The sequence below is a fragment of the Roseitranquillus sediminis genome (genome assembly GCF_016918935.1).
GTDB lineage: Bacteria > Pseudomonadota > Alphaproteobacteria > Rhodobacterales > Rhodobacteraceae > Roseitranquillus > Roseitranquillus sediminis.
In genome coordinates, this window is the sequence record NZ_JAFFOB010000005.1 from 242,278 (window position 1) to 267,784 (window position 25,507).

General features: G+C 69.8%; 23 protein-coding genes. 10 read left to right on the top strand and 13 right to left on the bottom strand.

The genetic code is table 11. The features are described from left to right. Window positions 1-5: 5 nt before the first annotated feature. Window positions 6-929 (bottom strand): AEC family transporter, encoded by a 924-nt coding sequence (locus JM664_RS01695; protein WP_227418164.1) that lies wholly within the window; start codon window positions 927-929, stop codon window positions 6-8. 107 nt (window positions 930-1,036) lie between these two features. On the opposite strand from JM664_RS01695, the gene JM664_RS01700 reads away from it, so the two are divergent. Continuing rightward, entirely contained in the window at window positions 1,037-1,756 is a 720-nt protein-coding gene (locus JM664_RS01700; protein WP_227418165.1) for an NYN domain-containing protein, read from the top strand. Window positions 1,757-2,534: 778 nt separating this feature from the next. Here JM664_RS01700 and JM664_RS01705 read toward each other — a convergent pair. Continuing rightward, the gene (locus JM664_RS01705) at window positions 2,535-3,158 is read right to left on the bottom strand and encodes a TetR/AcrR family transcriptional regulator (RefSeq protein ID WP_227418346.1); all 624 of its coding nucleotides are present in this window, start codon (window positions 3,156-3,158) and stop codon (window positions 2,535-2,537) included. Window positions 3,159-3,285: 127 nt separating this feature from the next. On the opposite strand from JM664_RS01705, the gene mbfA reads away from it, so the two are divergent. The 3 genes from mbfA to JM664_RS01720 all read left to right on the top strand — a co-directional run bounded on the left by mbfA (window position 3,286) and on the right by JM664_RS01720 (window position 6,707). After that, window positions 3,286-4,263: an iron exporter MbfA gene (mbfA, locus tag JM664_RS01710; RefSeq protein WP_227418166.1), complete on the top strand. Its 978-nt coding sequence runs from the start codon at window positions 3,286-3,288 to the stop codon at window positions 4,261-4,263. Window positions 4,264-4,555: 292 nt separating this feature from the next. Beyond that, entirely contained in the window at window positions 4,556-6,193 is a 1,638-nt protein-coding gene (locus JM664_RS01715) for a Y-family DNA polymerase (RefSeq protein ID WP_227418167.1), read from the top strand. A gap of 175 nt (window positions 6,194-6,368) precedes the next feature. Beyond that, complete coding sequence (locus JM664_RS01720) at window positions 6,369-6,707, top strand: DUF2794 domain-containing protein (protein WP_227418168.1); 339 nt, start codon at window positions 6,369-6,371, stop codon at window positions 6,705-6,707. Window positions 6,708-6,713: 6 nt separating this feature from the next. Here JM664_RS01720 and JM664_RS01725 read toward each other — a convergent pair whose 3' ends face one another. The 3 genes from JM664_RS01725 to JM664_RS01735 form a co-directional block, all read right to left on the bottom strand. Further along, a complete protein-coding gene (locus tag JM664_RS01725; protein WP_227418169.1) occupies window positions 6,714-7,562 on the bottom strand; it encodes a C40 family peptidase in 849 nt (282 codons plus the stop codon). 6 nt (window positions 7,563-7,568) lie between these two features. Next, window positions 7,569-8,966 carry a leucyl aminopeptidase family protein gene (locus JM664_RS01730; protein ID WP_227418170.1) on the bottom strand — a complete coding sequence of 466 codons (1,398 nt, stop codon included), beginning with the start codon at window positions 8,964-8,966 and terminating at the stop codon, window positions 7,569-7,571. A 66-nt stretch (window positions 8,967-9,032) separates the two neighbouring features. After that, window positions 9,033-9,509 (bottom strand): hypothetical protein, encoded by a 477-nt coding sequence (locus tag JM664_RS01735; RefSeq protein WP_227418171.1) that lies wholly within the window; start codon window positions 9,507-9,509, stop codon window positions 9,033-9,035. 67 nt (window positions 9,510-9,576) lie between these two features. On the opposite strand from JM664_RS01735, the gene JM664_RS01740 reads away from it, so the two are divergent. Together JM664_RS01740 and JM664_RS01745 are read left to right on the top strand one after the other, a co-directional pair. Next, on the top strand, window positions 9,577-10,218 hold the full coding sequence (locus tag JM664_RS01740; protein ID WP_227418172.1) for a carbonic anhydrase: 642 nt from the start codon (window positions 9,577-9,579) through the stop codon (window positions 10,216-10,218). 4 nt (window positions 10,219-10,222) lie between these two features. Further along, window positions 10,223-11,470, top strand: coding sequence for a cytochrome P450 (locus JM664_RS01745; protein WP_227418173.1), 1,248 nt, complete (start codon window positions 10,223-10,225; stop codon window positions 11,468-11,470). Window positions 11,471-11,477: 7 nt separating this feature from the next. On the opposite strand, the gene JM664_RS01750 is transcribed toward JM664_RS01745, so the two are convergent. Genes JM664_RS01750 through dctP form a run of 7 tightly spaced genes read right to left on the bottom strand, consistent with a single transcriptional unit; the run spans window position 11,478 to window position 19,259 of the window. Then, window positions 11,478-12,500, bottom strand: a complete 1,023-nt coding sequence (locus JM664_RS01750; RefSeq protein WP_227418174.1) for an aspartate-semialdehyde dehydrogenase — start codon at window positions 12,498-12,500, stop codon at window positions 11,478-11,480. 58 nt (window positions 12,501-12,558) lie between these two features. After that, a complete protein-coding gene (locus tag JM664_RS01755) occupies window positions 12,559-13,593 on the bottom strand; it encodes a glycosyltransferase family 4 protein (RefSeq protein ID WP_227418175.1) in 1,035 nt (344 codons plus the stop codon). A gap of 42 nt (window positions 13,594-13,635) precedes the next feature. After that, window positions 13,636-15,141 carry a malonate--CoA ligase gene (locus tag JM664_RS01760; RefSeq protein ID WP_227418176.1) on the bottom strand — a complete coding sequence of 502 codons (1,506 nt, stop codon included), beginning with the start codon at window positions 15,139-15,141 and terminating at the stop codon, window positions 13,636-13,638. Then, on the bottom strand, window positions 15,138-16,394 hold the full coding sequence (locus JM664_RS01765; RefSeq protein ID WP_227418177.1) for a malonyl-CoA decarboxylase: 1,257 nt from the start codon (window positions 16,392-16,394) through the stop codon (window positions 15,138-15,140). Before JM664_RS01765 ends, JM664_RS01760 begins: the two co-directional genes overlap by 4 nt. After that, on the bottom strand, window positions 16,394-17,704 hold the full coding sequence (locus tag JM664_RS01770; protein WP_227418178.1) for a TRAP transporter large permease: 1,311 nt from the start codon (window positions 17,702-17,704) through the stop codon (window positions 16,394-16,396). Before JM664_RS01770 ends, JM664_RS01765 begins: the two co-directional genes overlap by 1 nt. Further along, window positions 17,704-18,282 carry a TRAP transporter small permease gene (locus JM664_RS01775; RefSeq protein ID WP_227418347.1) on the bottom strand — a complete coding sequence of 193 codons (579 nt, stop codon included), beginning with the start codon at window positions 18,280-18,282 and terminating at the stop codon, window positions 17,704-17,706. The genes JM664_RS01770 and JM664_RS01775 overlap by 1 nt, the downstream gene beginning before the upstream one ends. A gap of 2 nt (window positions 18,283-18,284) precedes the next feature. Then, window positions 18,285-19,259: a TRAP transporter substrate-binding protein DctP gene (gene dctP, locus JM664_RS01780; RefSeq protein WP_227418179.1), complete on the bottom strand. Its 975-nt coding sequence runs from the start codon at window positions 19,257-19,259 to the stop codon at window positions 18,285-18,287. 125 nt (window positions 19,260-19,384) lie between these two features. Between dctP and JM664_RS01785 the strand changes: the two genes are divergently transcribed. From JM664_RS01785 to JM664_RS01795, 3 genes are all read left to right on the top strand, one after another. Continuing rightward, window positions 19,385-20,032: a GntR family transcriptional regulator gene (locus tag JM664_RS01785; RefSeq protein ID WP_227418348.1), complete on the top strand. Its 648-nt coding sequence runs from the start codon at window positions 19,385-19,387 to the stop codon at window positions 20,030-20,032. Window positions 20,033-20,076: 44 nt separating this feature from the next. Then, complete coding sequence (locus JM664_RS01790; RefSeq protein ID WP_227418180.1) at window positions 20,077-21,000, top strand: DMT family transporter; 924 nt, start codon at window positions 20,077-20,079, stop codon at window positions 20,998-21,000. A gap of 74 nt (window positions 21,001-21,074) precedes the next feature. Beyond that, window positions 21,075-21,266: a hypothetical protein gene (locus JM664_RS01795; RefSeq protein ID WP_227418181.1), complete on the top strand. Its 192-nt coding sequence runs from the start codon at window positions 21,075-21,077 to the stop codon at window positions 21,264-21,266. A gap of 21 nt (window positions 21,267-21,287) precedes the next feature. Here JM664_RS01795 and JM664_RS01800 read toward each other — a convergent pair whose 3' ends face one another. Next, on the bottom strand, window positions 21,288-23,804 hold the full coding sequence (locus JM664_RS01800) for a cation:proton antiporter (protein WP_227418182.1): 2,517 nt from the start codon (window positions 23,802-23,804) through the stop codon (window positions 21,288-21,290). 665 nt (window positions 23,805-24,469) lie between these two features. Here JM664_RS01800 and JM664_RS01805 point away from each other — a divergent pair. Further along, window positions 24,470-25,504 (top strand): glycosyltransferase family 8 protein, encoded by a 1,035-nt coding sequence (locus JM664_RS01805; RefSeq protein ID WP_227418183.1) that lies wholly within the window; start codon window positions 24,470-24,472, stop codon window positions 25,502-25,504. Window positions 25,505-25,507 lie beyond the last annotated feature (3 nt).

The window sequence follows — 25,507 nt, forward strand, 5'->3', positions numbered from 1 at the left end:
CTCCCTCATGTTCCGATCCATGCGATCCAGGCCGCGACCGTCACCACGCTGAGCGCGGTCGAGACGAGGATCGCGGCCGACGCCCGCTGCGGCGCCACCATGTAATGCTGCGCCAGGATGTAGACGTTTCCCGCGACGGGCAACGCGGCGCAAGCCACCATCACCCCCGCGGCGAATGGCTCGACCGCTAGCCAGACCGCCGAGATCGCCACCGCCGCCGGGTGCAGGAGCAGCTTCGCCGACGAGAGCCATAGCGCGACCGACAGCCGCTCGGCCGACTTCGAAGCCAGCGATGCGCCGATGGCAAAGAGCGCGCCGGGCGTCGCCGCAGAGCCGAGCAGCACCAGGAACTGCTGCAGCGGGCCCGGCACCGGCAGCCTCAGCGCCGACCACGCGAGTCCGGCGGCGATCGAGACGATCATCGGATTCTTCAGGAGCCCCAGCAGCACGTTGCCGACGATGGCGGGCCTGAACCGCCCGCCGCGCGAGCCGGTGACGAGGATCACGATCAGGCTGCCGAAGACGATGAGATCCACCGCCAGCACCAGCATCAGCGGCCCGATCGCCCGCTCGCCCAGCAGGAGCGCCAGCATCGGGATGCCGAGGAAGCCCACATTGCCGATCACCGCGCACTGCGCCTCGACCGCCGCCTCGGCCACCGGGCGGCGGCGCAGCGCCGCCACAAGCGTCGCCAGCAGGTAGACCGACGCAGTCCCGGCGAGGTAGGCCAGCACCAGTTGCCAGTCGAGAACCTGCGCCAGGCTGAGGTTCGCCGAGAAGCGGAACAGCATCGCCGACAGCGCGAAGTAGAAGACGAAGCGCGTCAGCCAGGCCGTCGCCTCCTCGGGGAAGAACCCACTGCGACCCGCGCCGTAGCCGGCACCGATCAGGCCAAAGAACGGCAGCGTCTGCAGGAAGATGGCCCACACGACGGTCCGCCTAGCACGACGCCGCGGCGGGCGAAATGCGCGTTCGGGCCGCGCAGGGTCAGCCGAGGAGGCTGGCGCCCGCGGCGGCGAGGGAATATAGGCGGCCCATGCCAGCAGATCGACGCGAACGCCCGCTCTATGCCGTCCTGATCGACGCCGACAACATCCCGGCGAAGTATGCCGGCGCGATCATGAAGGAAATCACCTCGTTCGGCGAGCCGGCGCTGAGGCGGGTCTACGCGGACTGGTCGCGACAGGGGCTGAACGCGTGGGCCGACCGGATCCTCGACCTCGGCCTTGTGGCACACCAGGAGACGGCGAATACCAAGGGCAAGAACGCCAGCGACATAGGCCTCGTCATCGACGCCATGGACATCCTGCACTCCGGGCGGTTCGACGGATTCGTCCTCGTCTCGTCCGACAGCGATTTCACCCGCCTCGCCAGCCGGATCAGGGAGTCGGGGCTCGACGTCATCGGCATCGGCGAGGAAAAGACGCCGAAGTCGCTGCAGAACGTCTGCAACCGCTTCGTGACGCTCGAGAACATCGTCGAGGAAGAGCCGACCCGCGCCGGTGCCCCACGACAACTCTCGAAAAAGCAGCCGCCGACCGAGGCAATTCCCCTGATCCTCAAGGCGATGGACAAGATCGGCGCCGACGACGAGTGGTACCCGCTCGGGCCTCTCGGCCAGTACATCACAGCCGACGATCCGGCCTTCGACGTGCGCACCTATGGCAAGACCAAGCTTTCGGATCTGGTGAAGGATCTCAAGCGCTTCGAGACCCGCAAGCAGGGCGGCCAGCTCGAGGTCCGCCGCGTCGACTGATGTCGTGACGGCGGCTGTAGACCCGGAACGATCGGATTTCATCGGCACCGTGTGGCGCTGACCTGCTGCACAGCTGAGAGAGAGTTCCCATGCGGACAGCTCTCGCGCACAGCGCAGTCATCGTAAGCGCCGACTGCTGGCGAGCGAGCACGGACCGTCCTCGACGGAACGTTTCGGGCATGCACATGTCTGCGACCCGGCGGAAGCCGAACCTGCCCCAGTGCTCGGCTAAGCGGATCTGGAAGACGACGGACGGGTAACGGAGGAGGAACTCCTGCGCCTCCGCAACCAGATGGACACGGTCGAGTACGTGGCAGTACTTGACCGCAGCACCCGGAAGCCGGTGCGTCCGGCTACAACTTCCAGCCGGGCAATCCCGTCGCCCTGTACTGAACTTCAAGAACCCGTCCATCAACCCTGCCGATCTGCAGTTCGGGCAGCGCCTGCCATCCAACGGGTGCACGGCGCGGACGCCGGGATGGAAGCGAGCCGGGCTGGGTCCCCGCTTTCACATGAACCACGCTTGGCTCTACGAATCACACCCGTGCGGAACCTTCGCAGGAGCGGACCCGCTGCTCGAGCCCGAAGGGCCGACTCCGGCGGCAGTGGTGCACCCGGACGTGACGTTGGACAGGCCGCAGCCGGACTTCGACTGCGAGGGCGGCACGATGTGCGCGTGGGTGAGCGAGGCCCGCGGTCTGTCGCAACAGTCGGGAAGGGGCCGCCGCAGAGTAGCGGGCGGCACCCGCGGGGTAGAGCGGCGCAGAGGCTTGACGAATCAGGCGCGCGAGGCGCCGTAGCGGGCCATGAAGGTTTCCACGGCGCCGTCGACGACGCGGCCGATCTCGGCCTCTCCGGGACGGCAGGCGCCGCAGAACAGGATGCGAGGAAAGATGTCTGCCTTGCAGAGCTCGGCGAACTGGTCGGCAGCGAGCTCGACATCGTCGATGACGAGCTCTCCCCGCGCCATCGCGCTTTCGAAATAGCCGATCAGCCGGTCCCGCACCATCGCCGGACCCGAGCGGTAGAACTGCTGCCCAAGCTCGGGGAACCGGTCGCTCTCAGCGACGCAGATGCGGAACACGCTGAGGCCGAATTCCGACGTCAGGAACCGTAGCAGGTCGTGTCCGGCCGAGCGAAGAGCCTCGGGGGCGCTGCGCGCCGTGCCGATCATCTTGACGCATTCGTCCGCCTGGCGATGACACTCGGCGCGCGCGACCTCGAAGAACATCGCGCGCTTGTCGGCGAAATAGCTGTAGAGCGTCGCCTTCGAGACCCGGCTGACGCGCGCGATCTCGTCGACGCTCGCGCCCTCGAACCCGTCGCGCATGAAGACGGCCCGCGCACCCTCGACCACCTGCTCGAACTTGCGACCCGTCCGGGCCGTCTGAGCGACGATCATATCCATGCTGGCGTATCCTCCGGGCGAGCATATCACATTAAGCGGCGCCACCTTCGATCTTCAAGGCTTGCGGGGAAGCGGGGCGCGGCTAGGCTGAGGCCGCCGCTGCGCGAAAGGTCGCTTCGAGATGATTCCGGGCATCATGAGCCGACGCCGCTTCTCTGAGCTTTCGGAGCAGGATATCCTGGCGCTGGCTATCTCCTCCGAGGAAGACGACGCGCGGATCTACCGGACCTACGCGCAACGTCTCAGAGGCGACTATCCTGCGACCGCGGCGATGTTCGACGGCATGGCACTGGAGGAGGACGAGCACCGCCGCCGCCTGATCGACCTGCACACGAAGCGCTTCGGCGATGTCATCCCGCTGATCCGGCGCGAGCACGTCTCGGGCTACTACGCCCGCCGCCCGGTCTGGCTGGTGGAGAACCTGGGGCTCGAGCGAATCCGCGACGAGGCGGAGCTGATGGAGCGGGACGCCGAGCGCTTCTACCGTCAGGCGACCGAGCGGGCGACGGACGCCGAGACGCGGCGCCTCCTGGGCGATCTCGCCGCCGCCGAAGCGGGACACTCGGACCAGGCCGAGGCGCTGTCGGCAGAGCATCTGGGCGGCGAGGCGCGCGGCCACGAGGAGCGGACGCGCCACCGGCAGTTCGTGCTGACATGGGTGCAGCCGGGGCTGGCGGGGCTGATGGACGGCTCGGTCTCGACGCTCGCGCCGATCTTCGCGGCGGCCTTCGCCACGGGCGACACGTGGAACACGTTCCTCGTTGGGCTCGCGGCGTCGGTCGGCGCCGGCATCTCGATGGGCTTCACCGAGGCCGCGTCGGACGACGGCGCGATCTCGGGCCGCGGCTCGCCGATCAAGCGCGGCTTCGCCACCGGGACCATGACCACGATCGGCGGGCTCGGGCACGCGCTGCCTTACCTGATCCCGGACTTTTGGACCGCCACGACGATCGCCGTGATCGTGGTCTTCGTCGAGCTCTGGGCGATCGCCTGGATCCAGAACCGCTTCATGGAGACGCCGTTCTGGCGCGCGACCCTCCAGGTGGTCGCCGGCGGAGCGCTGGTGCTGGCGGCGGGGATCCTGATCGGGTCGGGCTGACAGGCCGGCCCCGGAGCGCTCCCGCCCGTCTTCGGCGCCGATGGCGCCTCATCCCGTTGGGCCGCGCAGGCGCTGGCGCGCCTGCGGTCGCGCATGGGTGGAAGCGCGCGAGTGGAGCGACAACGCCGCATCGGGGAGGCGCGCGGACTAGGCGCCTGCACCTTCCAGGAGCCGGGCTCACCGCGCGCACTGCGGTCGACGGAGGCAGCGCCTCCCGAGACCGCCGCGCCCCCTCGACTCGGCTCCACGTCGAAACTAGAACATTGACAGAACATCAGGTGCTGCCACACCAATGTCCCACCGTCGGATCCTCTCGCTGTGGTTCCCGCGGCTGGGGGCCGAACGCGTCCTGCGAGTCCATCGGGGCCTGGGCGACGGTCCCCTTGCCGTGGTCGCCGAGCGCGGCAACGTCCCTGTCCTCGTCTCGCTCACCCAGGCGGCCGAGGCCGAGGGGCTGCGCCCAGGCCAGCCGGTGCGCGACGCCCAGGCGATGTGTCCCGGCCTCGTCACCCGCCCCGCCGACCCGGAGGCCGAGGCCGACTTCCTCTTCGCGCTGCGGCGCTGGGCCGGCAAGTTCTCCCCCTGGATCGCCGAGGAGCCGCAGGACGGCCTCATCGTCGACCTCACCGGCTGCGCCCATCTCTTCGGCGGCGAAGCGCCCCTGCTGGCCCAGGTCGAGGAGGATTGCGCCGGCCTCGGCCTGACCGTCCGCTCTGGCATCGCCGACACGGTGGGCGCCGCCTGGGCGCTCGCGCGCTTCGCCGGCCGGAGGCCGCAGGCGGCCCGCACCGGCGACGCGATCGACAGCGAATCGCCCGCCACCCGCTCGCGCGCCGCCCGCCGGCGGCCGTGGGAGCGGGGCGCCGCCGGCTTCTCCGGCCACGGCGCGATCGCCCCTCCGGGGCAGACCCGCGCCGCCATCGGGCCGTTGCCGGTGGCCGCGCTGCGGCTCGCGGACGAGACAGTGACCGAACTTGCCCGCCTCGGCCTCCGGCGGATCGACGAGCTTTCGGGCCAGCCACGCGCCGCCCTCGCCCGCCGGTTCGGCACCGGCCTCGTGCGCCGCCTCGACCAGGCGCTGGGGGTCGAACCCGAGCCGGTGTCGCCCGCCCGGCCGCCCGCGCACTTCGCGGTCCGCCTGACGCTGCCCGAGCCGATCGGGCTCGAGGACGACCTCCGCGCCGCGATCGACCGCCTGTTGCCGCAGCTCTGCCGCCGCCTCGCTGAGAAGGGCCGCGGCGCCCGGCGGGTGCGGCTGCACTGCGTCCGCGCCGACCGCGGGGTCGAGAGGGTCGAGGTCGGTCTCGCCCGCCCCTCCGCCGACCCGGAGCGCCTGCGACCGCTGCTGGCGATGAAGCTCGCCGACATCGACGCGGGCTTCGGCATCGACGCCATCCGTCTCGAGGCCCACGTGACCGAGCCGGTGCATCCCGTCCAGCACAAGGGCGGACACGCCGTCAGCGGTGAGATGGCCCAAAGTCGCGGCGCCGGCCCGGCGATGGACGACCTCGTCGGCCGGCTCGGCGCCCGGATCGGGCTCGAGGCGATCACCCGCCTGCATCCCGCCGACAGCCACATCCCCGAGAAGACCGCCACCGTCCTCGCCGCCGCCTGGTCCGAGCCGGCCGAGCGCTGGCCCGAGCCGCCCGTCCCGCGCCCGCTGACCCTCTGGCGCCCCGAGCCAGTGACGGCCCCCGACTGCCCCGACGTCCCCGGCGCCTTCCGCTGGCGCGGCCGCCTCCACGCCACCGGCGCCACCACTGGACCCGAACGCATCGCCCCCGAATGGTGGCTCGACGAGCCGGACTGGCGCTCGGGCGTGCGCGACTACTGGCGAGTGACCACCGCAGAGGGCGACCGGCTCTGGCTCTTCTACGCCCACGGCGCCGGCCTCTCGCCCGGCTGGTTCTGCCACGGCCGCTTCGCCTGACCCCGCTCTGGTCATCGGCCGGCCCAGCGCAACCGCGCCGCTCCGCAGGAGCGGCGCCCGGCCCAACGGGAGGGGTCGCATCCGTCTCGGCGGATGCGGGCCCCGACGGGCGGGAGCGCACCCGAAGCGGACAGTACGCTTGATTCCCGCCCGCCGAGCGCCCACTCTCGCCCCGATGACGGTCACGCCGCCGATCCCGTTCCGCCCCGAGCCCGAGACGGTCGCGTTCGACCGCGCCGAACTGGGCGCGATCCTGACCCTCTACGGCCGCATGGTGGCGGCAGGCGAATGGCGGGACTACGGCATGTCCTTCCTGCGCGACGTCGCGATCTTCTCCGTCTTCCGCCGCACCGCCGAGCATCCGATCTACCGGATCGAGAAGCGGCCCCGCCTGCGCAACCGACAAGGCATGTACGCCGTCGTCGCGATGGACGGCCAGATCCTCAAGCGCGGGCACGACCTGCGAACCGTGCTGCGCGTCCTCGAACGCAAGCTGATCCGCTCCGTCGATTGAGGCTGTCTAGTTCCGCCCGCCGTCTCCCGTCGCGAGGCGGCGGAGCGAGGTCACGGGGCCGTCTCCCTGCGCCTCGATCCGCGCCAGCGCCTCGGCGAGGGGTTCGAAGGTCACCGCCATCGCGTGCGCGTTGGCGTGGAGCAGGCGATTCGTGTCGGCCAACCAGCCGACATGGCCGCGCCAGAAGATCAGGTCGCCGCGACGGAGCGGCGCACCGTCTGGCAGGCGCGTGCCCAGCGCCTGCTCCTGCTGGTCGCTGTCACCCGGGCAGGCGATGCCGCAGGCGAGGCAGGCGACCTGCACCAGGCCCGAGCAGTCGATCCCGTCGCCGGTGTTCCCCGCCCAGAGATAGGGCGTGCCGAGGAACATCTCCGCCACGCTCAAGGGGTCCGTCATCGGCGCGTCGATCCGGCGAAGATGGGCGTCCGGGAGAAAGCCGCCTGCCGTGCGCGCCCACCGCCCCTCGACTGCCTCGACCGCGACGCGCCCGCCGAACGGCAGGCGCGCGACCGGCGGCAGCTTCAGGTCGGGCTCAGGATAGAGGTGCGTATGCCGCCGTGTCACCGCATGGGTGGCGCTCGTTCTAGGCGCGAGGTCGGCGGTAGCGACGTAGCCTACGTAGCCGTCCTTCGCGACGCGGGCGAAGCTCCAGCCCTCCCGCTCCTCGATGACCTCGACCTGGTCGCCGAGCAGGATCTGCCGGTCGCGCGCCCCGTCCGGCCTCGCGTGCAGGAACGTGGCAAAGACGGCGACCTGCCGCGGCTCCGGCCGAACGAGGCGCGCGGACTCCACCTGCCCGGCCAGAGCCTCCGCCGCGACCCGCTCGTTCGCGAAGAGCAGCCGCCTGTCGCCCACTGCCCCTCAGCTCTCCCGATCGAGCGGGACCAGCGCCGGGAGCGCCTGCAGAAGCGCGCGCGCCCCCTGCCCGACGCCACCCTTTGCCCGCGCCGGCGCCGCCGCGGGCTGCCAGCCATAGATGTCGAAGTGCATGTAGCGCCCCGGTCCGGCAAAGCGGCGCAGGAAGAGCGCCGCGACGATCGATCCCGCGAACCCGCCCCTCGGCGCATTGTCGAGATCGGCGATGCCCGGCTCGATCATTGTCTCGTACGGCGTGTGAAAGGGCAGCCGCCAGACCGGGTCGCGCACCTCTGCCGCCGCCGCCGCGAGCGCAGACGCCGCCGCGTCATCGTCGGTATAGAATGGCGCGAGGTCCGGTCCCACCGCGACGCGCGCGGCCCCTGTCAGCGTCGCCATCGAGACGAGGAGGTCAGGCGGATCCTCCGCCGCAAGCGCCAGCGCATCCGCCAGCACCAGCCGCCCCTCGGCGTCGGTGTTGTTGATCTCGACCGTCAGTCCCTTGCGCGATGTCAGGATGTCGCCGGGCCGGAAGGCCGTGCCCGAGATCGCGTTCTCGACCGCGGGGATCAGCACGCGCAGCCGCACCGGCAGCGCCAGCGACAGGATCATCCTCGCCAGGCCAAGAACCGTCGCAGCGCCGCCCATGTCCTTCTTCATCAGGAGCATCGAGGCCGCCGGCTTGATGTCGAGCCCGCCGGTGTCGAAGCAGACGCCCTTGCCGACCAGAGTCACCCGCGGGCCGCTCTGCCCGTGGGTGATCTCGATCAGCCGCGGCGCTGCTGCGGCGGCGCGGCCCACCGTGTGGATCAGCGGAAAGCCCTCGGCCAGCGCGTCGCCCTCCGTCACCGACACGCCCGCGCCGAACTCCGCCGCCAGCGCCTCGCACGCCGCCTGCAGCTCGGCCGGTCCCATGTCGGAGGCGGGCGTATTGACGAGATCGCGCGTCAGCGCCTCGCCCGCGGCGATCGCCTCCAGCCGCCTCGCGTCGCAGCCATCGGGCGCAACGAGCTCCGCCGCCGGTCCGTCTTCGCTCTTGCGGTAGCGGTCGAATCGATAGCCCGCGAGCAGCCAGCCGAGCGCCGCCTCGTCGCGCGCCGCGGGATCTTCGATCGGGTCCAGCCGCCAAGTCCCCGCCGGCAGAGCCGCGCGGGCGGCAGCGAAGACAAAGCGCTCCCGCCCCGACGCAGGATCCCCGCGCCCCACAAGCGCGCAGGCCGGCGACCCGCTGGCACCCGGAATAACCAGCACCTTGCCCGCCGCCGCCTTGAACCCGCTGCCGCGCACCCAGCGTTGCGTCGCCTCGTGCTGGTGCTCGAGCCAGGGCGCCAGCTCGTCGGGGGTGAGAAAGACGATCGGGCGCTCTTCGGCATCGGGTACGGGTGTGGCGAAGGTCAGGCTCATGCGGGACATCCGTCTGGCGTGCCGCGTCACCCTATCCCCGTGGCAAGCGTTCGCAAGCCGCTTCCGTCAGGCGCCGGGGTCGAGCGGATCGGGCACGCGTTCGCCCGCAGGAAAGGCGACGGTCAGCGCCTCCTCCGCCAGCCGAACGAGACGGCTGAAGGTCGCGGCAAAGGCCGCACCGTCGCCGGAAACGCCGGTATGGACCACGTCGATCGCCACCCGCTGGATCGCCTTCAGCCCGATCTGTCCGGTCGGCGCGATCAGGGTGCGCGCCTCGGCTACCACCCGCTCCGCATCCCCGGCGCGCCATGCCGCCGTCATGGCGGCAAGCGTGTCGCCGAGGTCGTCGAAGGTCGTCCCGACCCGCCGCGCCGCCTCGCGGTCCCCGACCAGCGCCACCAGATCCTCGATGCAGGTCGGGTCCACGCGGACCGTCTCGAAGACCTGCAGCTGCTTGACGTTGTTCACCAAATCACCCGTTACGCTCAACCTCACCAGGTGCGGAACATCCTCGTGCCGGCTCAACAAATCCTTGATCCCCATTGGCAATGTCCTTCCAATGCCGCGCAAATCGAGCGCAAGGGCGACCGCGGGACCGAGAGGAGATTCAATGGACTGGGCAAGGCCGCTTCCGAAGTACTTCGTGCAGCGCTATCACGGCTGGCGCGCGACAACGCATGCCGAAAACAAGGCCTGGTATCGTCGCCTCGCGGAGGAAGGACAGCGACCCCGGGGCATGGTGATCGCCTGCTGCGACAGCCGGGTGCACGTCACCTCGATCTTCGGCGCGGACCAGGGCGAGTTCTTTATCCACCGCAACATCGCCAACCTCGTGCCGCCATTCGAGACCGGTGGCGGTCAGCACGGCACCTCGGCAGCGGTGGAGTATGCGGTCACGGCACTCAAGGTCTCGCACCTGATCGTGCTGGGGCACTCGAACTGCGGCGGCGTCGCCGGATGCCACGCCATGTGCTCGGGCGAGGCGCCGGAGCTCGAGGAACAGTCGAGCTTCGTCGGCCGCTGGATGGACATCCTGCGCCCGGGCTACGAGCGGGTGCGCGAGCGCGGCGGCGGCCAGACGGAACTCGAGCACGAGGCGGTGCTGGTCTCGCTGGAGAACCTGATGACGTTCCCGTTCGTGCGCGAGGCGGTGGAGGCAGAGCGCCTGTCGCTGCACGGTCTCTGGGTCGACATCGGCGACGGGCGCCTCTTGCAACACGACCCGAAGAGCCACGCCTTCGAGCCGGTCTGAGCCGATGCTCGAGCTTCCGCGCGATCCCGCCTTCGACGCGACGGTGCCGCTCCTGCGCGATCCCTACCGCTACATCTCGCGCCGGGCGAGCGAGCTTGGCTCCGACGCCTTCCGCACGCGCCTGATGGGTCGCCGGACCGTCTGCCTCACCGGACCGGCGGGGGCCGCTCTCTTCTACCGTCACCCCGCGCTCCGACGGCAGGGCGCCATACCGGCCCCGGTGCGGCAGGTGCTCTTCGGCCCGACCGGCGTGGTGCAGGGGCTCGACGGCGCGCGTCACCGACGACGCAAGGCCATGTTCCTCGAGATGATGTCCGAAGCGCGGATGGACGCGCTCGACCGCCTCGTGCTCGACCGGATCGACGGGCGCATCCCCGCCTGGTCCGACGACGTCGACCTCTATCGCGAGACACGTACCCTTCTTGCAGCCGCAGCATGCGAGTGGTCGGGCGTGCCGCTTGGAGAAGCGGAAGTCGCGACGCGTGCGGACCAGCTGGACGACGAGTTCCGTTTCGCCGGGACAGTCGGCCCGGCCCACCTGCTCGGCGTCAGGTCGCGCAAGGAGACGCAGGCTTGGATTGGCGGCGTCATCGACGCGGTGCGTCAGGGGCAGCTCGACCCGCCGCACGACAGCCCGGCCGCCATCGTGGCGCGCTGGACCGGCCTCGACGGTGCGCCGTTGCCGCGGGAGATCGCGGCGGCCGAGCTGCTGAGCGTCCTGCGGCCCACCGTGGCGGTGGCGGTCTGGGTCGTGTTCCTCGCCCACGCGCTGCACCGGCACCCGACGCTCAGGCCCGCGGTGGCGGACGATTCCGCCTACCGCCACGCCTTCGTGCAGGAGGTGCGCAGAACCTACCCGTTCTTCCCGCTGCTCGCGGCCATCGCCGAGGACGACGTCCCGCTCGACGGCGCCCGCATCCTCGCCGGCAGCCGGGTGCTGCTCGACCTCTGGGGCACAAATCGGCATCCGCAGGCGTGGATCGACGGCGGCGCGTTCCGGCCCGAGCGCTTCCGCGGCTGGCCCGGCGACCCGTTCACGATGATCCCGCAGGGCGGCGCTGAATACGCGACGCACCACCGCTGCCCGGGGGAGTGGATCACGATCCGGCTGATGGAAATCTTCGCCGACCTGCTGGCCGCTCGCCTCGACTACCGCGTGCTGACACCGGCGGCGCAGCCCGACATGAGCAGACTGCCCGCCCTGCCCCCCGGCGGCTTCCGCATCGGGCGGGTCCGCCGGCGCCGGGACTGAGCCGGGCTCAGCCCTTCTTCAGCACCTCGCGCCCGACCAGCTCGGCGATCTGCACCGCGTTCAGCGCCGCGCCCTTCCTCAGGTTGTCGCTGACGACCCAGATGTTCAGGCCGTTCTCGATGGTGGAGTCCTGCCGGATGCGGCTGACGAAGGTGGCGAAGTCGCCCACGCACTCGACCGGCGTGACATAGCCACCGTCCTCGCGCTTGTCGACGACCATGATCCCCGGCGCCTCGCGCAGGATGTCGCGCGCCTCGTCCTCATCGAGGAACTCCTCGAACTCGACATTGACCGCCTCGGAATGGCCGACGAAGACCGGGACGCGCACGCAGGTCGCCGTGATCTTGATCGCGGGATCGATGATCTTCTTGGTCTCGGCGACCATCTTCCACTCTTCCTTGGTCGAGCCGTCGTCGAGGAAGACGTCGATGTGCGGGATCACGTTGAAGGCGATCTGCTTGGGGTAGACCTTGGGCGCGACCTCCTGACTGGGGACATACATGCCCTTGGTCTGGTCCCAGAGCTCGTCCATCGCCTCCTTGCCCGAGCCCGAGACCGACTGGTAGGTCGAGACCACAACGCGCTTGATCTTCGCCCGGTCATGCAGCGGCTTCAGCGCCACGACCATTTGCGCGGTCGAGCAGTTGGGGTTGGCGATGATGTTGCGCTTGGTGCAGCCCGCCACGGCCTCGGGGTTCACCTCGGGCACGATCAGCGGCACGTCGCGGTCGTAGCGGTAGAGCGACGAATTGTCGATCACCATGCAGCCCGCCTTGGCCGCGCGCGGCGCGTACTCCTTCGTGGCGTCGGAGCCGATGGCGAAGAGCGCGATGTCCCATCCGGTGAAGTCGAACTGCTCGATGTCCTTGGTCACCAGCGTCCTGTCGCCGAAGCTGACCTCGGTTCCCAGCGAGCGGCGCGAGGCGAGCGCGGCGATCTCGTCCACAGGAAACTGGCGCTCGGCCAGAATGTTCAGCATCTCGTGCCCCACGTTGCCCGTGGCGCCGGCGACGACGACCTTGTAGCCCATCTGATCCTCCGGAAGCGGTCGCGCGGCCTCTAACGGATCGGACGCCTGAGGGAAAGGGTCAGCGGCCGAGAAGCCGCCGATAGACCGCGATCAGCGCCTCGGCCTCGCGCTCGATCCCGAAGCGCGCCTCGACATGGGCTCGGGCGGCGCGCGCCATCTGCAGCCGCTCCTCCGGCGTGTCGACCAGCGCTCTCATCGCGTCGGTGAACGCCTCCGGATCGTCGGGCGGGACCAGCCGTCCCGTCTCGCCATCCCGGACCAGGGCGGGGAACGCGCCCACCGTCGTCGCCACCACCGGCACGCCCGAGGCCATCGCCTCGAGCGGAGTGAGGCCAAAGCCCTCCCACCGCTGCGGAGCCGCGTAGACGTCCATCGCCGCATAATGCCGCGTCAGCGCATCCCATGGCAGGTGCGCCACCCAGCGCAGCCGCCCCGCCAGGCCCGCCGCGGCCACCTTTCGCTGCAGCTCCTCGCGGAAGGCGGTATCGTCCGGCCGCCCGACGATCAGGCAGCGCAGGTCGGGCCGGTCCGGCATCAGGCGCAGCATCGCCTCGACCAGCACGTCGGTTCCCTTCTGGTGCCGAACGCGGCCGAAGCAGCCGACCCAGGTGCCGGGCTCGAGCTCCAGTTCGTTACGCAGGGAGGCCTTGTCTGGCGCGGGCCGAAATGCCTCGGTGTCGACACCGTGCATGACCACCTCGGCCGGCCGCTCAAGATAGGCGGCGGCCTGCGGCGAGGTCGCCACCACCGCGTCCATCCGCTCGATCAGCCAGCGCGTGAACCTCGTGTGCCGCCGCTGCGCCGCCGAGGTGAAAAGAAGCCGCAGGTCGCGACGCAGGACGTTTCGCAGGATTAGACCCAGCACCATCTCGGTGTTGCGCCGCGCGTGCCAGACTCGCGGCCCGCCGGGCAGCGTCGCGGCGCGGACGAGGGGCACGTGCGGCACCCCGGGCGGCAGGCCCGGCCCCGTCGCCCAGACGCCAAGGCGCTTGTTCTGCACGGGGATGAGGCGGACCACCGTGGCGGTCACGCCCGACAGGCGTCGCTTCAGGTTCGGCGCGAGGACGTCGATCTGCTCGGGGCGCGGCTCCATCACCCCGTCATGGCCCGCGACGGCGCGCTTGGCCAGAGGCGGTCAGGCGAAGGTCTTGGCGTAGCGCTCGCGCAGCGCCGCCTTCTGCACCTTGCCCATGGTGTTGCGCGGCAGCTCGCTTACCGTCTCGATCAGGCGCGGCTGCTTGTAGTTCGCCAGCCGCTCGCGCAGCGTTTCCTTGATCGCCTCGACGTCCGGTCCTTCGCCGTCTGGCACCAGCAGGGCCACGACGGTCTCGCCGAAGTCCGGGTGCGGCGCGCCGATCACAGCACTCTCCAGCACGCCCGGCTGCTCGTCGAGGACCTGCTCGATCTCCTTGGGGTAGATGTTGTACCCGCCGGAGATGATGAGGTCCTTGTTGCGGCCCACGATCACGACGTAGCCGTCGGGGTCGATCTGGCCGAGGTCGCCGGTGATGAACCAGCCGTCCTTGCGCAGCTCCTCCGCCGTCTTCTCGGGCATCTGCCAGTATCCCTTGAAGACGTTGGGACCGCGCACCTCGATCACCCCGATCTCGCCCTGCGGCACCTCCTCGGTGGTGTCGGGCTTGACGATCCTCAGCTCCACCCCCGGTAACGGGAAGCCCACCGTGCCCGCGCGCCGCTCGCCGTCGTAGGGGTTCGAGGTGTTCATGTTGGTCTCGGTCATGCCGTAACGCTCGAGGATCCGGTGGCCGGTCCGCTCCTCGAAGCGCCGATGCACCTCGGCCAGCAGGGGCGCGGAGCCCGAGACGAAGAGGCGCATGTTCCGCGTCGCCTCGCGGTCGAAGCGTGGGTCGTCCAGAAGCCGCGTGTAGAACGTCGGCACGCCCATCATCGCCGTGGCCTTCGGCAACGCCGCGATCACCGCGTCGGGCTCGAACTTCGGCAGGAAGATCATCGACGCGCCGGCCGCCAGGATCGTGTTCGTCGCGGTGAAGAGGCCGTGGGTGTGGAAGATGGGCAGCGCGTGGAGCAGCACGTCGTCCGCCGTGAAGCGCCAGTGCTCGACCAAAGTCTCGGCGTTCGACAGGAGATTGCCCTGCGTCAGCATCGCACCCTTGGAACGGCCCGTCGTGCCCGAGGTGTAGAGGAACGCGGCGAGGTCGTCCCGCGCGCGCGGCACCGTGGGATAGGTCTCGGACTTGGACTTCGCAGCGTTCGCGATGCTGCCGTCTCCGTCGGCGCCGAGTGTCATGTGCTGCGCCCCGTACTGGTGCGCGATGTCGGCAAGCTTGGGGGCGGTCGGATCGCCGACCACCAGCTTCGCGCCCGAGTTCGACACAAAGTACTCGACCTCAGACGGTGTGTAGGCGGTGTTGAGCGGCAGGAACACGATACCCGCCTGGACGCAGGCAGCATAAAGCGCCAGTGCCTGCGGCGACTTCGGCACCTGCACGGCCAGCCGGTCGCGCGGCTGGAGGCCGCGGTCGGTCAGCAGGTGCGCGAAACGCGCCGCCATGCGCAGGAACGCGTCGTGCGTCAGGACCGAGCCGTCGGGCAGGTGCAGGAACGGCGTATCGGCTCCGGCATGGCGACCGAAGAGGGTGTCGTAGAGCGGGTTCGTCATGTCTTCTCGGATTCCTTCTGGCGCGCTCGGCGATTTTCGGCAGCGCGGGCAAGTCCCTGGACGCTGCGCGAGGCGATGACGCGGCCTTCACCGGCAAAGGCCTCGTGGTTCGAGGCGATACGCCCCGGGTCGTAGAGGTAATTCACCATCGCGCCGCCCGACTGCCTGATGCCGGCGTCGGACGTGTCGGCGCCAGCGTGGATCTCGTGCACGCGGGCGCCGTTGCCGAGGTGGAAGCGGGCGACGGGGTCGTAGGGCGCGTTGCCGCGCTTGGCGGTCAGCAGGTAGCGCGCGGCGACGCGGCGAAGCTCGTCCGGGTCTTCCGGCAGATCGATCTCCTCCTCCTCCGCCCAAGCGCGCAGGCGCGGGATCGGCGAGAGGGTGACGAAGTTGCCGATCTCGGGCACTTCGCGCGAAATGTCCTCGACCACCTGCTTTATGAGGGAATTGCCGAACGAGATCCCGGCGAGGCCCGGCTGGCAATTCGAGATCGAGTAGAAGACCGCCGTGTCGGCCCGTCCAGGCGGCAGCGGTGTCCGCCCCTCGGCCAGCAGCGACTGGACCGAGCCGGGGATGCCGCGTGTGAGCGCCACCTCGACGAAGATCAGCGGCTCCGTCGGCATCGCGGGGTGAAAGAAGGCGTAGCAGCGCCGGTCGGGCGGCTCGAGCCGGCGGCGCAGGTCGGCCCAGCTGCCGATCGCGTGCACCGCCTCGTAGGCGATGATCTTCTCCAGCACGTTGGCCGGGCTTTCCCAGGTGATGCGCTGCAGCACCAGGAAACCCCGGTTGAACCACGAGGCAAAGAGGTGGCGGAAATCCACGTCCACCCGCTCGAGGTCGGGATGCTCCCGGGCGAACCGCAGGAGGTCCGCGCGCATCCGCACCAGCCGGACGGTCGCGCCCGGCACCTGGTTGAGCCGCCGCGCCAACTCCTGCCGCTGTGGCTCGGCTGCGCGGGCGAGAACCTGATATCGGCCGCGCGAGCGATCTTCGGCGTAGTCGCGGACCGCTTCGGCCAATGCGTCCGCATCGACGTCGAACTCCGCGAGGAGCTCGAAGAAGGCGCGGCGCGTCTCCTCGTCCGCCTCGGCGTAACGGTCGAGGATGTGCCGGGCCATCTCGCCCCCCGTCACCTCGCCGTGCGAGGACAGGAGGTCGCGGCACAGCGCCTCGGTCGACCGGGGATCGCGCCCGGTGGCGCCGTGGTAGCGGCGCTGGAAGAGCGGCGGCAGCAGGTCGGTCAGGCGCGGCATCAGTACCCCATCACCACGTTCGGCAGCCAGGTTGCAATGCCGGGAAATACGCAGAGCAGCACGATCCCCAGCACCATGCAGCCGACATAGGGCATCGACCCCCAGAGGATGGTCTTGAGCTTGATGTCCGGGGCGATGCCGTTGATCACGTAGAGATTGAGCCCGACGGGCGGCGTGATCAAGCCGATCTCCATGTTGATCGTCAGGATCACGGCGAACCAGATCGGGTCGAAGCCTGCGCTGGTGATGATCGGCAGCAGGATCGGCGCCGCCATCAGGATCACCGCGACCGGCGGCAGGAAGAACCCGGCGATCAGCAGGAAGACGTTGATCATCCCCATCAGCACCCAACGGTTGACCTCGAGGGTGCCGATCCACTGCGCCACCGACTGGGTGATGAAGAGCGAGCTCAGCATGTAGCTGAAGACGCCCGCGGCGGCGATGATGAAGAGTATCATCACGCTCTCACGCGTCGAGTCGCGCAGCACCACCCAGATCGCGCGCGGGCTCCAGAGGCGGTAGATCACCATCGCGATGACGAGGCAGAGCAGGGCGCCGACCGCCGCCGTCTCGCTGGGCGTCGCAATTCCGCCGTACATGGCGTAGAGCACGCCCAGGATGATCAGCAGGAACGGCAGCACGCGGGGCAGGATCTCGACTCGCTCGCGCCACGAATAGGTCGTCGCGCTCAGGACGTTGGCATCGCCGGAGCGCCAGGTGGAATAGAGCGACCAGACCATGAAGAGCGCGACCAGCATCAAGCCGGGCAGCACGCCAGCCAGGAAGAGTCGCCCGATCGAGGTCTCGGTCGCGATGCCATAGACGATCATGGTGACGGAGGGCGGGATCAGGATGCCCAGCGTGCCGCCTGCCGCAATGGAGCCTGCCGCCACCCCGTCCGGATAGCCGCGACGGCGCATCTCCGGGATGCCCATCTTGCCGATCGCGGCGCAGGTGGCGGGGCTCGAGCCCGACATCGCGGCGAAGAGCGCGCAGGCCCCGAGGTTCGAGATCACGAGGCCGCCCGGCACCCGCGTCAGCCAGCGCTCGAGCGCCTCGTAGAGGTCGGCGCCCGCCCGCGTCGAGGCGATGGAGGCGCCCATGATGATGAACATCGGGATCGCCAACAGGGCGAAGCTGTCGAGATGCCCGAAGAGGATCTCGGGCATCAGCTCCAGCGACCGCACGCCGTCGAACACGAGCAGGAAGCCCGCCGACACGATCAGCAGGCCGACCGCGACGGAGACGCCGGAGAACAAGACTACGATCGTCACCACTGCCACGAGGGCGCCCAGAACGAGCGGGTCCATCAGTCGTCGATCCCGAAGGGCGCGTCGATCCCGAGGATCACCGCGACAAGGTCGGCCACGAGCTGCAGCAGGAAGAGGCCGAGGCCCACCGGGATCGCGAGGTAGGGGATCCAGAGCTGCACGTCCCACACCGTTCCGGAGCGCCAGTTGCGCTCCCACGCGATATGCCAGAGTTCCCACCCATACCAGAGCATCGACCCGATCACCGCGATCGACAGCCCCAGCGTCAGCACCGCCAGCGCTCGGCGCAGGCCGCGCGGCAGGGCCATCGGCACAAGGTCGACGTTGACGTGGCCGCGCAGCCGCTGGACGTAGGGCAGGCCCACCAGCGTCGCGCCGATGACGAGGTAGACGACCGTCTCGGTCTGCCAGATGGTCGAGCCGTTCAGCACGAAGCGCACCCAGATCATCTGGCAGGTCACGCCCACCGCAACGACGATCATCGCGGCGCTGATCCAACCGGCGACCGTCGAAATCGCGGCGACGGCGCGCAGCACCGGATTGCCTCCGGTGCGCGCCGGGTGCGCCGGCTCGGCGACCGACGCCCCCTGCCGCTCGGGCGGAACCGGCGGCCGCACGCTCACTCGACGGCGAGCGCCATGTCGAGCAGCTCCTGCCCGTCCGGGACCTCCTCGATGAACGCGGCGTAGGAGGACCGCTGAGCGACCTCCTGCCAGGCCTGGAAGTCCTCCTCGGTCATCTCGCCAATCTCGACGCCCGCGTCCCGGAACACTTGGACCGAGGCCTCGTCCTCCTTCTTGGCCTCCTCGAGGTAGTAAGCCTCCGCCTTCTCCGCCGCGTCGAGGAGGGCCTGCTGCTGTTCCTCGTTCAGCCCCTCGAAGGTCGACTTGTTCATCAGGAGCGGCTGGTACATGAACCAGAGGGCGACGTCGCCGGCTGGCGTATAGCACGCCACCTGCTCGTAGAGGCGGTAACTTACGAAGGACGAGGACGAGGTGTTCGCGGCGTCGAGGACGCCGGTCTGCATCGCGTTGTAGATCTCGGACGACGCCATCGACGCGATCGACGCGCCCGCTTCGGCCAGCATCTGCTCGAAAGCCTTCCCGGCCGCGCGGATCTGCTTGCCCTCGACATGCTCGGGGCGGGTGATGCACTCCTCGGTCCCCGCGAAGCCGCCGGCGAGATAGCCGTGGACCAGGACCATCACGTCGTCCTCGGCCATCTTCTCCTCGATCGCCTCCATGAACGGGCTCTCGTTCAGGCGCGCCGCATGGTCGTGGTTCTTCACGAGGCCGGGCATCAGCGTGAGGTTGTATGCCGGCTGCTGCCCGCCCGCGTAGCTGAGCGGCAGCACGGTCATGTCGAGCTGACCCCGGCTCAGCGGATTGTACTGTTCGTTGGCGGTGAAGAGCGACTCCGACGGGAATATCTGGATCTCGAGGTCCACGTCGGCCGCGGCGACCTCGTCCGCGACGATCTGCGCGACCTGGTGCCGGATATCGTTGGTCGACCACTGGTGCGAGAGCCGCAGCTCCTCGGCGCCGGCCGCGCCGGCCGTGGCGATGGCCGCAGTGGCCAGAAGATGGATACGCATGTCGTCCTCCCTCCTTGGCCGCCGCGGTTCCGGCGACCCCTAGTCGCAGCATCGCGATCGGTTCGCGCCGAGTCAACGATCTGGTATACAGACGTCGAGGGATTGCACACATGGGAGCGCGCGACATGGATGTGCGGCGGGCGGACGCCATCGCCGACGAGCTCGAGCAGCTCATCCTGACCGGAAGCTTCGAGGATGGCGAGCGGCTGGACGAGGCGCGGCTCGCCGCGCGTTTCGGTGTTTCGCGCACGCCGGTCCGCGAGGCGCTGCACAAGCTCGGCACAAGCGGGCTCGTCGAGCAGATGCCCCGCCGCGGTGTCTTCGTGCGCCTGCCGGGCGCGGTCGACCTGATGGAGATGTTCGAGCTGATGGCCGAGTTGGAGGGCGCCTGCGGTCGGCTCGCCGCGAGCCGGATCACGGCGGCGGGCCTCGCCAGCCTGCGCGACGCCAGCAAAGCCTGCGCGCGCGCCGCCGAAGCCGGCGACCCCGACGCCTACTTCAGCGAGAACCAGCGCTTCCACCAGCTGATCTACCGTCATGCGGCGAACCGCTACCTCGAGGCCGAGGCGCTTCGGATGCAGAAGCGGCTGAAGGCCTATCGCCGGCTGCAGCTGCATCTGCGCGGGCGCATGGACCAGTCACTCGACGAACATCGCGCCATCCTCCGCGCTCTGGAGGCGGGCGAAAGCGAGACCGCCGCCGCGGCGCTTCGCGCGCATGTGGCTGTGCAGGGAGAGAAATTTCAGCGACTGCGCGCCACGCTCGGCCGCTGACGGCGCCCCTTCCCTTCCCCTGTGGCGGGCGCTAGGGCAGCATCATGAATACCGGCCTCGCCATCGCGATGAAGCTCGCCTCGGTCGCCACGTTCGTGGCGATGTCGTCGCTCATCAAGGCGGTCTCGGGCGCGGTCCCGCCGGGCGAGGCGGTGTTCTTCCGCTCGATCTTTGCACTGCCGGTGATCGTGGTATGGCTTGCGGCGCGGCATGAGCTCACGACCGGCTTCTCGACGGACAACCCGCTCGGCCACCTCTGGCGCGGCCTCGTGGGGTCGCTGTCGATGGGGCTCGGATTCGCCGGACTCGCCTTCCTGCCGCTCTCCGAGGTGCAGGCCATCGGCTATGCCGCGCCGCTGCTCGTGGTGATCTTCGCCTCGATGTTCCTGAACGAGCAGGTGCGGCTCTATCGCCTCACCGCCGTCGCACTGGGCCTCGTCGGCGTGCTGGTGGTGCTCTCGCCCCGCCTGACGGCGCTGGGCGGCGGCGAGCTCGACGCGACCGAGGCGCTCGGCGCGGTGCTGGTGCTGGGCGCGGCGATCTGTGCGGCGCTGGCGCAGGTCTTCGTGCGCAAGCTGGTGCATACCGAGACGACCTCGTCCATCGTCTTCTGGTTCTCGATCACCGCCTCGTGCCTCGCGCTGACCACGCTGCCGTTCGGCTGGGTTGTGCCAACGCCGGCGCAGGCGGCGATGCTGGTGTTGGCGGGGTTGCTGGGGGGCGTCGGCCAGATCCTCCTCACCTCGTCCTACCGCCACGCCGACGCGTCGGTCGTCGCGCCCTTCGAGTACGCGTCCATCCTGCTGGCGCTGGCGATCGGCTATGTCGTCTTCGACGAGGTGCCGACTGCCACGATGCTGGGGGGCGCCGGCATCGTGATCCTGGCCGGCGTCGTCATCATCTGGCGCGAGCGCCAACTCGGCCTGGAACGTGCCCGCGCACGCAAGGCGATGACGCCACAAGGTTGACACATCAGGGCTGACATGAGCCCTCCGTTACCCTAGGTTACGTCGACCAGTGACGCCAATGGAAGAGGGCCGACATGGAACGCCACATCCTCGACCGCCCCCGCTCGCCGCAGAGCGGCCGACTGCCTCACTACCTCACGCAGGAGCGCGACAACCGCGTGCGCGGACCGCACCATGCGGTCAACGTCCTGCGCCGCCTGCCGCGCGGCTCCGGCGAGCTCAGCCACCGGATGCGCAGCTACCTGAAGATCGAGCGGAGCACCTGATTCCGCCGTCGGAGCGGGCGGCTAGCGCTCCGCTCGCTCCCGCAGGTTCGCGGGCAGGTCGAGCTGGATGCCGCGCTTGGCCGCGCTCTCCTGCACCGCCTCCTGAAGCGCCCGGCTGCGGCCGAGCAGACGCAGGAAACGCGGCTCGTCGAGCGCTAGGAGCGTGCAGGGCGTGATCGCGCGCACCTCGGTCCGCCGAGCGCGGTGCATCAGGATCGCCATCTGGCCGAACATTTCGCCGCGACCTAGTCGCCACGCCTGCCCCGCGGCCCTCAGCTCCACCGCGCCCGACGCGATGAAATATACCGCACGCGCCGCGCGGTCGCGCCGCAGGATCACGTCGCCCGCCGCGGCGTACCTGGTGACCAGCGCCCGGCTCAGTCGCCGCAGCGCACCCTCGTCCAATTCGGTGAAGAGGGGGAACTGACGCACCAGCGCCACCTTGCGCACCGCAAGGTCCAGCTTGGGTCGCCGTTCGGTCATTCCGCGGCGTCTCTGCACCTGATGCATCAGCGACATGAAGGGCTCGTCGGCGATCAGCCCGTCGGCGTGCAGCGCCACGTATTCCCGCTCCTCCAGCCGCAGCGCCGTGCGGCGGATGAAGCGCCGCTCCAACTCCTCGGCGTAGCCGGGAAATTGCAGACGCAGCCCCTCCAGCGCCTGGTCCACCGATTCCTGCCGGCGCGTCAGCAGCTCGTGCAGCAGCTCGGCGACCCGCCGGCCGTGGATGCGCCGAATGCGGGTGTCGAGGAATCGGTGGAGGTCGCGCAGGATCAGCCGCTGCGACAGCAGGACCTCGAAGCGGTCCGCCGTCAGCCGCGCGAGCGGCCGCGAGAGGCGCAGCCGGTTGTGCAGGAAGACCGCCAGCCGGAGCGCGGCCCCGAAGTCGAGGCTGGCGCGCGCGGTCCGCTGATAGCCGGTCCGGCCGCCGGCGCGCGTGGCCTCGATCAGTCGGTCAGCGTCGGTGATGACACGCTCGGCTAGCCGTGCCGAAATCTCGTGTTCGCGAAACCGCTCCAGCAGGATGTCCCGCTCGGCCCCCGCCAGCGCCAGGAGGCCCAGCGTGATCCGGTCGCGGTCGAGGATCTCGGTACTGTCCTCGGCCGACTTCACCGCCTGGTCCAGCCGCTCGGCAAAGAGCTTCGCCTCGGAGCGCACCGTCTCGCGCGGCAGGCTGTAGTCCTCGGTCGCCTGCGCCACGTCCTCGCGCACGGTCTGGAGCGCCACCGCGACCACCTGGTTCGCCAGCGCCGCGTCGAGCGGCGACAGGCGGTCCAGCCCGAGCCGCGCGATGACCCACCTGAGCGAGGTGCCCTGCACGATGAGCGTGAAGAGGGTGAAGCCCGTCGCCAGGATTGCGACGAGGCGCCGCGTCTCCGGCGGCACGCGCAGGCTCTCGGTCACCGCGAGCGCCAGCGCCAGCGTCACCGCGCCGCGTAGGCCGCCCCAGAGGATCGCCACGCGGTACGGCCGCTCGACGTCTGGCGACACCCTGAGCCGCGCCAGAAGCGGCAGGAGCCCGAAGAGGATGATCGCCCGCGCCACGATGGCCGCCAGCACCACGACGCCGACCCAGAGCACGTCGCGCAGCGTGATCCCGTCGAGCAGCCGGGGAATCAGCAGCGCGGCCAGCACGAAGATCAGCGCTCCCGCCCAATGCGCCAGCAGGTCCCAGACCTCGCGCAGGCGCGACCAGGCGGCGGGCGGCAGCCGGCCAGGCCCCGCCAGGTTCAGCGTCAGGCCCGCCGACACCACCGCAATCACGCCCGAGGCGCCGAGGCTCTGCTCGGAGACGACGTAGGCGAGGTAGGGCAGCGCCACCGAGATCGACGTCACCGCCAGCTCGTACCTGCCGAGCAACGCCATCAGCGCCGTCGCGATCCGCCCCAGCGCCCAGCCCACCAGCGCTCCGCCGAGGATCAGCACTGGGAATCGCGACAGCGCCCCCTGCAGCGTCGGGTCCGGCACGCCCGCCATGACGAAGCCCATGAACACGCCGAAGAGGGCAATGGCGGCCGCGTCATTCAGCAGGCTCTCGCCCTCGATGATCCGGCTGAGGCGCGGCGGCGCCGCAGTCGAGCGAAATATGGTGACGACCGCGGACGGGTCGGTGGTCGAGACGATGGCGCCGACTAGCAGGCAGACGACGAGCGGCAGGCCGCTGGCCCACGAGAGAGCGTAGCCGATGACGAAAGTGGCGGCAAAGACGGCCACCACCGCCAGCACCAGGATCGGTACCCAGTCGTCCAGCATCCGACGCAGGTTCATGCCCAGGGTCACCTGGAAAAGCAGCGTCGGCAGGAAGACGTAGAGGAAGACGTTCGACCGGATCGGCAGGTTCAGGATTGCCGAGGCGACCGGGTTCAGCGCGTCGGTCAGCTCGGTTCTGAGGAAGAATGCGGCGCCGAGGCCAATGGTGATGCCCATGAGCGCGAGGATCACCGAGTAGGGCAGCCTGAGCCGCGCTGCCAGCGGCTCGGCCAGCCCGATGACGAGAAACAGCGACGCCACGATGGTGGTGATGAGAATTATGCTCATGTCCCTGCAATATCCGTATCGGCCCGCAAGGGAAGGGGTTGAGGTTGCGTTGCGCATCTCCCGGATATTGAGCCGCCTTTCGACCGGACGCGGCGCCGCCAGCGGCTGGCGTCCCGAGAGGCGCAGCGCCCGGACGATCGGGCGCTGCTCGGCGGCCGACATCGAGAGCCAGCGCCGGGTGTCGCCGCGCGAGCCGGTGCACGATGCAAACGAAGATCGCGAGCGAGGTGACGATTCGGAGCGCGTCGGGCGGAAGCGTCGCGAGGATGGCGGTCTCCAGCACCGCGCTGGCCGCGCCGGCGCCGGCGAAGGCGGCACGAAGCCTCGGCGCAGACGGATTCGCCGGTTCTCCCAGCCCTGCCAGAGCTCGGAGACGAGGATCGGCAGCGTCGTGATCGGGGGCGGCACCGGTCGCCACTTGAGGTCGCCGCCGAGCAGCAGGCCATTCATCGCGCACTCCATTTGCAGCACGTACTGGGGCCGGCCAGCGATCTCGATCGGGAAAGCCGTGGCGATACATTAACGGGCCGCCCGCCACACCTGAGGGGCGTCGGGCGATACCTCGCGCTGCCGCTTTCTGCGCATCAACCTTTCCCACGTCGTCAAGTCATGGCCGCGGCTCGTCTGCGGCTGACAAGCGCGGCGGGACGGTGTAGGCGCAGCGCATGAGCCTGCGCACCTCCGGTCCCGCCCGCCATTCCGATGCCGTCGTTCTGGCCTGCGACGCGAACCACCTCGCCATCGCCGTGTGCGTGGCGCTGCGGATCGACGAACTGGAAGTGGAGCGGCGCTTCGACCTCTGCGTCTGCACGCCCGACTGGCAGGCGATCCCCGAGGCTTGGCGCGAGCTGCCAGTGCGCTTCGTCGAGATCGACGTGGCGCGGGTGCCGGCCTTCGTGCACCCCAAGGCGTGGATCAGCGTCGGCACCTTCTACCGACACGTCCTGCCCGAGCTTCTGGCGCAGGACTATGCGCGGCTGCTCTACCTCGACACCGACGTGCATCTGCGGCGGCCCGGCCTGCAGGGCCTCTTCGACCGCGCGACCGGCGATTTCGCCATCGCCGCCGCGCCCGACTTCGTCGCGGTCAAGGCGCCGCGCAAGGCCCGCCGCCGCCGCTCGCGAGAGCTGGTGGAGAACCTCGGCGGCCAGGGCGGCGAATACTTCCAGGCAGGTGTCCTGCTGATGCAGACCGCCCAGCATGTGGCGCAGGGTCTCGGCGGGCGCATCCTCGAATTCGCCACAAACCAGGCGGACGTGCTGCACCAACACAGGCTGGGGGACCAGGCGGCGCTGAACGCCGTGGCCGCCGACCTTATCGTGCCGCTGAGCCCGCTCTGGAACTGGCACAGTTCGAATTGGCTGCGGCGCGAGATCGTCGAGCACTACGACCCCTACATCCTGCACTTCACCGGGCCGAACAAGCCTTGGGTGATCCAGGACGACCCGTTCGTGGGCGGGCTTAACGACGCCTACTTCGCCTGCCTCACGCGCCTCGATCCGGGATTCAAGCCGAAGACGCGGGAGGGGTCCCTGCCTTGGCTCGAGCGACATCCCCGCTATGGCTTCGGACCGGCCGACGCGCTGCACCGGGCGATGCGGCGCCACCGGATCAAGCGCAAGTTCGGCGCCGAGACCTCGCGCACGATCGCGCGCTACGACGCCATGGACCGGCTGATCGCCAGCACCTCCATCGGCTGAACG

Bases quoted from the DNA above. Each gene is read 5' to 3' on its own strand.
- JM664_RS01700 (WP_227418165.1), top strand. From the start codon at position 1,037: ATGCCAGCAGATCGACGCGAACGCCCGCTCTATGCCGTCCTGATCGAC.
- JM664_RS01805 (WP_227418183.1), top strand. From the start codon at position 24,470: ATGAGCCTGCGCACCTCCGGTCCCGCCCGCCATTCCGATGCCGTCGTT.
- JM664_RS01790 (WP_227418180.1), top strand. From the start codon at position 20,077: ATGAATACCGGCCTCGCCATCGCGATGAAGCTCGCCTCGGTCGCCACG.
- JM664_RS01735 (WP_227418171.1), bottom strand. From the start codon at position 9,509: ATGGGGATCAAGGATTTGTTGAGCCGGCACGAGGATGTTCCGCACCTG.
- dctP (WP_227418179.1), bottom strand. From the start codon at position 19,259: ATGCGTATCCATCTTCTGGCCACTGCGGCCATCGCCACGGCCGGCGCG.
- JM664_RS01705 (WP_227418346.1), bottom strand. From the start codon at position 3,158: ATGATCGTCGCTCAGACGGCCCGGACGGGTCGCAAGTTCGAGCAGGTG.
- JM664_RS01750 (WP_227418174.1), bottom strand. From the start codon at position 12,500: ATGGGCTACAAGGTCGTCGTCGCCGGCGCCACGGGCAACGTGGGGCAC.
- JM664_RS01745 (WP_227418173.1), top strand. From the start codon at position 10,223: ATGCTCGAGCTTCCGCGCGATCCCGCCTTCGACGCGACGGTGCCGCTC.
- JM664_RS01715 (WP_227418167.1), top strand. From the start codon at position 4,556: ATGTCCCACCGTCGGATCCTCTCGCTGTGGTTCCCGCGGCTGGGGGCC.
- JM664_RS01755 (WP_227418175.1), bottom strand. From the start codon at position 13,593: ATGGAGCCGCGCCCCGAGCAGATCGACGTCCTCGCGCCGAACCTGAAG.
- mbfA (WP_227418166.1), top strand. From the start codon at position 3,286: ATGATTCCGGGCATCATGAGCCGACGCCGCTTCTCTGAGCTTTCGGAG.
- JM664_RS01760 (WP_227418176.1), bottom strand. From the start codon at position 15,141: ATGACGAACCCGCTCTACGACACCCTCTTCGGTCGCCATGCCGGAGCC.
- JM664_RS01770 (WP_227418178.1), bottom strand. From the start codon at position 17,704: ATGGACCCGCTCGTTCTGGGCGCCCTCGTGGCAGTGGTGACGATCGTA.
- JM664_RS01765 (WP_227418177.1), bottom strand. From the start codon at position 16,394: ATGCCGCGCCTGACCGACCTGCTGCCGCCGCTCTTCCAGCGCCGCTAC.
- JM664_RS01740 (WP_227418172.1), top strand. From the start codon at position 9,577: ATGGACTGGGCAAGGCCGCTTCCGAAGTACTTCGTGCAGCGCTATCAC.
- JM664_RS01800 (WP_227418182.1), bottom strand. From the start codon at position 23,804: ATGAGCATAATTCTCATCACCACCATCGTGGCGTCGCTGTTTCTCGTC.
- JM664_RS01795 (WP_227418181.1), top strand. From the start codon at position 21,075: ATGGAACGCCACATCCTCGACCGCCCCCGCTCGCCGCAGAGCGGCCGA.
- JM664_RS01785 (WP_227418348.1), top strand. From the start codon at position 19,385: ATGGATGTGCGGCGGGCGGACGCCATCGCCGACGAGCTCGAGCAGCTC.
- JM664_RS01730 (WP_227418170.1), bottom strand. From the start codon at position 8,966: ATGAGCCTGACCTTCGCCACACCCGTACCCGATGCCGAAGAGCGCCCG.
- JM664_RS01720 (WP_227418168.1), top strand. From the start codon at position 6,369: ATGACGGTCACGCCGCCGATCCCGTTCCGCCCCGAGCCCGAGACGGTC.